This window comes from Stakelama sediminis (assembly GCF_014199335.1).
Taxonomy (GTDB): domain Bacteria; phylum Pseudomonadota; class Alphaproteobacteria; order Sphingomonadales; family Sphingomonadaceae; genus Sphingomonas; species Sphingomonas sediminis.
The window spans coordinates 1-5,890 of the sequence record NZ_JACIJI010000017.1 but is presented as its reverse complement, the minus strand read 5'-3'; the positions used below and the strand labels follow the sequence as shown (position 1 = coordinate 5,890).

General features: G+C 64.8%; 4 protein-coding genes. 1 reads left to right on the top strand and 3 read right to left on the bottom strand.

All coding sequences use genetic code 11. The features are described 5' to 3' along the window. Positions 1-154: 154 nt before the first annotated feature. The 3 genes from rtcA to FHR23_RS16360 form a co-directional block, all read right to left on the bottom strand. The gene (gene rtcA / locus FHR23_RS16370) at positions 155-1,171 is read right to left on the bottom strand and encodes an RNA 3'-terminal phosphate cyclase (RefSeq protein WP_184006138.1); all 1,017 of its coding nucleotides are present in this window, start codon (positions 1,169-1,171) and stop codon (positions 155-157) included. A gap of 36 nt (positions 1,172-1,207) precedes the next feature. Next, positions 1,208-2,434 (bottom strand): RtcB family protein, encoded by a 1,227-nt coding sequence (locus FHR23_RS16365; RefSeq protein WP_184006136.1) that lies wholly within the window; start codon positions 2,432-2,434, stop codon positions 1,208-1,210. Positions 2,435-3,019: 585 nt separating this feature from the next. Then, positions 3,020-4,567 carry a vWA domain-containing protein gene (locus FHR23_RS16360; protein WP_184006134.1) on the bottom strand — a complete coding sequence of 516 codons (1,548 nt, stop codon included), beginning with the start codon at positions 4,565-4,567 and terminating at the stop codon, positions 3,020-3,022. 238 nt (positions 4,568-4,805) lie between these two features. Here FHR23_RS16360 and FHR23_RS16355 point away from each other — a divergent pair. Further along, positions 4,806-5,890, top strand: a 1,085-nt coding sequence (locus tag FHR23_RS16355) for an RNA repair transcriptional activator RtcR family protein (protein WP_281377268.1), incomplete at its 3' end; no start/stop codon positions are given.

Below are 5,890 nucleotides of genomic sequence, written 5' to 3'. Positions count from 1 at the left end.
CGTGGGACGCTTAGGAAAAGGGCTGGAAACCGACGGGCTGAGCGCCCCGATAGGCGGTTAGGTCCAGCAATTCATGTCTCCGTTTGTCGCCGCTATTGGCGGCGAACGGCGAGGCTGATAGCGGATCGGCGCCTGAAAGGCAATCCGGGTGCCGCTATCGCACTGTCACCATGTTGCTTTCGCCCTCGCGCACTTCGAACACGCAGCGCCGACCGGTGAACCGCTCGATGATATCGGCGGCGGTCAGGCTGTGCTGGCTCGGCTTGACCGTGGTGAAACTGCCGCCGCCGGCAAGCGCGAAGGGCAGCAGCAACTGATCCGCCAGATATGGCCCGGCAAACGCGTCCGATGCGAGATAGCCCGCCATCCGCCCCGCCGCAGTGTTGGCGATGCGCTCCGCCGAGACGCCGAGCTTGCCAAAGCCGCTGACCACTTCGGTCACATGCTCGAATGCCGCTTCGAGCAGCAGGACGATGCCAGGCCCCTGATCGACGGGCAGTTCGCGAACAGCGAACGCGTCCTGGGGCCAGTCGGGCAACTTCTTGCGCGCCGTCTTCGCCATACGCTCGGCAATAGGAAACGGCAGCGCGCCGAACAGCGCGGTCGCCGAACAATCGAGCGGTGCGCCGCGATCGAAGCACTCGAGCGGCTGCAAGGGGGCTGGCGTGATGTCGACTTCGATCCGCCCGCCGCCGCGCGGATAGAATCCGTGCCGCACCAGCCGCGCCTCGACGGTCGGACCCATACGGTTAACGATCGGCAGGAACGCCTTGGCGATGAAGTCGAACGGCGGCGCGAGCATGTTGTGCGTGCCGCCTTCGAGTATGAGGCGCGACGGTTTGTCGGCGAGGACGAGCGGCATCAATGCAGTCTGGAGCAGGAGTCCGGTGCTGCCGGCGGTGCCAACCGCGAAGTGGTATTCGCCGGGCGTCACCCGACCCGGCCGGAACGTCACCTCCGAGGAGCCGACGGTCAGCCCCTCGCATTCGGCACCGTCGATCGCGCACACGGCCTCGATCGCGGTGACGTGCTGGCGCATCAACCCCGGCTTCTCCCGCTTGCCGCGCACTTTGGTGATGCGGAACGGCTCGCCGGTGATCAGCGACAACGCACATGCGTTGCGCACGACCTGCCCGCCCCCTTCGCCTTCCGATCCGTCGATGATAATCATTTTTCAGGCAGTCCAGAATAGGGATGGTGGTGTGCGTCAGCCTTTGACGCACACCACCTGTTTCAACGTGTGGACGATCTCGACGAGATCGGCCTGCGCGGCCATCACCGCTTCGATCGGCTTGTAGGCTTTGGGCGTTTCGTCGATCACGCCCGCGTCCTTGCGGCATTCCACGCCTTCGGTATCGGCGATATGTTCGTCGAGCGTGACGAGCTTTTTCGCCTGTGTCCGGCTCATTACGCGGCCCGCGCCGTGCGAACAGCTATCGAAGCTTTCCGCATTGCCCAGTCCGCGTACGATGAACGACTTTGCGCCCATCGAGCCGGGGATGATGCCCATCACGCCCTTCGCCGCACGCACCGCGCCCTTGCGGGTCACGAGGACATTCTCACCGAAGTGGTTTTCGCGTGTGACGTAATTGTGGTGGCAATTCACCGCCTCCAATTCCGCATCGAACGGCTTGGCGATCTCACCCCGCAGCGCAGCGATGATGTTGGTCATCATCATCCGCCGATTGAGCGCGGCGAAGTCCTGCGCCCAGCCCACCGCCTCGACATAATCGTCGAAATGGTCGGTCCCTTCCGGGAAATAGGCGAGATCCTCGTCGGGCAGGTTGATGTGCCATTTGCGCATGTCCTGACGGGCGAGTTCGATGAAGTAGCTGCCGATCGCATTGCCGACGCCGCGCGAGCCCGAATGCAGCATCACCCACACCCGCGCCTCCTCGTCGAGACAGAGTTCGATGAAGTGATTGCCGGTGCCGAGCGTGCCGAGATGGACAAGGTTGTTCGTCTTCTCGAGCTTCGGATATTTGTCGGTGATCCGCTTGAACCGCGCGGCGAGCGTCGCCCAGGCCTCGACGATCGCCGGCGGCGGCGAACCCCACGAGCCCGGATCGCGCCTGCCACGGCCAACGTCCCGCCCATGCGGCACCGCGCGCTCGATTGCCGAGCGGATGCCTTCGAGGGTATCCGGCAGATCGGCGGCATTGAGCGACGTGCGCGCCGCCATCATGCCGCAGCCGATGTCGACGCCGACCGCCGCCGGGATCACCGCGCCCTTGGTCGGGATCACCGAACCCACGGTTGCGCCGATGCCGACATGCACGTCCGGCATTGCCGCCACGTGCTTGAACACGAACGGCATCTGCGCCGCGCGCGCAAGCTGATCGCGCGCCTTGTCGTCGACCGGCACGCCGCGGGTCCACATCTTGATCGGCACGCCGCCCTCGACATGCTGGTATTCGTAAGTCGTGTCGGCCATTTCTAGACCTCCCAGAAAATCATCATGATGCCGGCGACCAGTTGAGGCGAGACGTTTCTTTCCGCCACCCGGTCCGAAAACCGGGGCTGGTTTCGAACCAGCACGACGCCTGATGGCGTCGCCTCTTTCGAGGTGCGTCTACCGTGTAGTCCCGCCGGCATTCGCCGACGTGAATTGCGGTGCTGGCGACGAAAGATGACGAGACATCCGGATTGCTCCGGGGAGGGATCGAACCTCCTGATACCGATGTAGTCCCGTCGGCATTCGCCAGCATTGAATTAGGGCACGGCGACGAGGTGGTGGCGAGATGTGCCTCATGCTCTAACAGCTGAGCTACGGGCAGATGCCCGGCCGGATTCGAACCGGCGACCCTGAAGGTCCACGTAATCCCGCCGGCATTCGCCGTGCTGAAAATATCGGGCCGTGGCGACGAGAAATGTTGAGACACGGCCCTTAAGCTACGTGTCAGCGGCGGGGTTCGAACCCGCATCTCATCAGTCCATTGCTGGCGCTGAGGCGCTTTACTCGTCGGGCCTCTTGCTGTGGACATGTAGTCCCACCGGCATTCGCCACGGCCCTGGTTCTTCATACCTCCATTGCTTCTACGATGCTGACCCAGTCGCGCGTCTCGCCGCGGGCGAAACTGGCGATGGTGTCGAACACCGCGTCGGAGAATCCTCCGACATTGAGAATGTCTGGCCGCCCGGACGCCTGGGTCGAGCCATAAGGTGCGATATCCACGCAGACGAGCCGCGCGCCCGGATTGCGCCGGACGAGCCGGTCCCATTCGCGCATCGTCGCGGTCGCGCCGCCCTGGGTCGCGTCGACCCACGACTGATTGTCCGAGACGATGACGACGAGGTCGACATCGGCCTTCTTGGCGTTAAGCCGCGCCAACGGTGCCGAGACGTTGGTCCCGCCGCCACCGATCTTGCCCAGAGCCGCCGCGTTCACCGCGACCCGTGCCTTCGGATCGAGCCGCAGCTTCACCACGTCGCACTCGAACGGCATCACCCGCGCCTCGCGATTGGTCCTGAGCATTGCCGCCGCGACCAGCGCCGCGACATCGATGCACCGCACCTTGGACGAGGCGCCCTTGCGGTAACCCGTCACCGGCATCGCCATCGATCCCGACACGTCGGGACAGACGACCACCCGGCCAGCAACCACCGGTACGCGTCCGAGCGACTGCTCGAGCGCATCCTCCAGCGCTGCCTGTACCTTGAGCGGAACGCCCGGACCAGCCGCCGCCAGCGCCATCTGGAGCTGATACGGCATCGGCCGGACCTTGCTCAGCGCCTGGCCGTCGGCGAGCCGCACCGCGACCGCTTCCGCCGTCCCCTTCACCTCGAACGCGCCGTTGCGCGCCAGCGTGTTGAGGTTCATGCGCAACGCTTGCCAACCCATCCGGCCAGCCAGTGCCGCCCATTGTTCGGACGACAGCGGCTCGGAGGTCAGCCATTCGAACGGCACCGGCGGCAGATCGCGCGAGCGATCCTGCTTCCACCCCTCAAACGCCGCGATCTCCGTCGGCAGCGCGGCAACGTCATACGGCTTGCCGATCAGCCAGCCATAGAGGGCACGCCGCGCGGCATCGGCCGGCTTCGGATGGACCATCCGCACAATGTCGGCGAGGCTCGGATCCTTGCCCGTCGCCGCCGCCATCAAGTCGCGGATCGACGCCGCCTCGAGCCAGTCCTTGACCAGCCGCTTCGGCCGTGTGCCGAGCGACGTCCGCCCGACCTGGCCCGAGCGCATGATCTGCACGAAACTGCGCAGCATCCGCCCGGTGTCGATCACGCGACCGAACACGCGCACCGCGAGGTCCGGCTCGGCGACCGTCAGATAGGCGGTGAGGAGCGCCGGCATATCCTTCATCGCACCGGCTTGGCGGGCATAGACCGCCGTCTTGGCGACGAACAACGGATCGACCGCGCGCGCCGCCTCGATCGCGTCGGCGAGATGGTCCTCAGCCGCGCCATAGAAACTGTCGGCGAGCGTGCCGGTTGCGGCAAGCTGCGCGAGCCTGCCCTGCGGTGCATAGGCATAGGCCGGCGCGCCCTCACGGTTGCGGATGTCCGCCGCCGGAAGCAGCTTTGCGATCGCCGAAGCGAAGAGAGCCTTGTTCGCCATGAGCCAACCTTTCAGAATCTTGCGGTTATCGGGGGCGACCGGCCCATTCCAGCCGCCCCGTCGTTCCGCGCCATCGGATCAAGGCATTGTTCGATCCGATGCGATCAGCACTGCAGCAGGCGTGCCAACTTGGCCGTCGCTCCCGGGAAGAAAATCGCACCCACCTGATGTTAAAGGATAAATTTAACCAATTCAGCGCGCAGGGTGATAGCGCGCCCTATACCCGACAGCCCAAAAGATGATCGACATGGATAGGAGTTTATTCTACTCTATCGCCATGAAGCCCCTAGTCGTCCTCGGTTTCCTCGGCTCCACGCTTGATGCGAGCAAGTTCGGGCCGTCGCGGTGGAACAAGTGGCGGCCTACCGTCGGACTCACCATGTACGAGGATCTGCGCGTCGATCGGCTCGTGCTACTGCACGGGACCCGGCACAGTCGCCTCGCCAACTATGTGACGGCCGACATCGGCTCGGTCTCACCCGAGACCACGGTCGAGCCGCATGTGCTCGATTTCAATGATCCATGGGATTTCGAGGAGGTCTACGGCAAGCTCCTCGATTTCACGCGCGGCTATCGCTTCGATCCGGAGGCCGAGGATTATCTGATCCACATCACCACCGGCACGCACGTCGCGCAGATCTGCCTGTTCCTGCTGACCGAGGCGCATTATCTGCCCGGTCGCCTGCTCCAGACGCAGCCGCGCCGCGGTACCGCCGATGGAGTCGGGACCTGGAACGTTATCGACCTCGACCTGTCGCGCTACGACAGCATCGCCACGCGCTTTGCCGAGGCGAGCGCCGAGAGCACGTCGTTCCTCAAATCGGGCATCGAGACCCGCAACCCCGCGTTCAACCGCATGATCGACGAGATCGAGCAGGTGGCGGTGCGCAGCCGCGCGCCCGTGCTGCTGATGGGACCGACCGGCGCGGGCAAGAGTCAGCTCGCCCGGCGCATCTATGAATTGAAACGCCTCAAACGACAGCTATCCGGTCCGTTCGTCGAGGTGAATTGCGCGACGCTCAAGGGCGATAGCGCGATGTCCGCACTGTTCGGGCACAAGAAGGGCGCGTTCACCGGTGCGGTCGCCGATCGGCCCGGCCTGCTGCGCGCCGCCGACACCGGCATGCTGTTTCTCGACGAAGTCGGCGAACTCGGGCTCGACGAACAGGCGATGATTCTGCGCGCGATTGAGGACAAGCGCTTCCTGCCGGTCGGTGCCGACACCGAGGCGGCGAGCGACTTCCATCTGATTGCCGGCACCAACCGCGATCTCGCCCGCGCCGTTACCGAGGGAGTATTCCGCGAGGATTTGTTCGCGCGGCT

Bases quoted from the DNA above. Each gene is read 5' to 3' on its own strand.
- rtcA (WP_184006138.1), bottom strand. From the start codon at position 1,171: ATGATTATCATCGACGGATCGGAAGGCGAAGGGGGCGGGCAGGTCGTG.
- FHR23_RS16365 (WP_184006136.1), bottom strand. From the start codon at position 2,434: ATGGCCGACACGACTTACGAATACCAGCATGTCGAGGGCGGCGTGCCG.
- FHR23_RS16360 (WP_184006134.1), bottom strand. From the start codon at position 4,567: ATGGCGAACAAGGCTCTCTTCGCTTCGGCGATCGCAAAGCTGCTTCCG.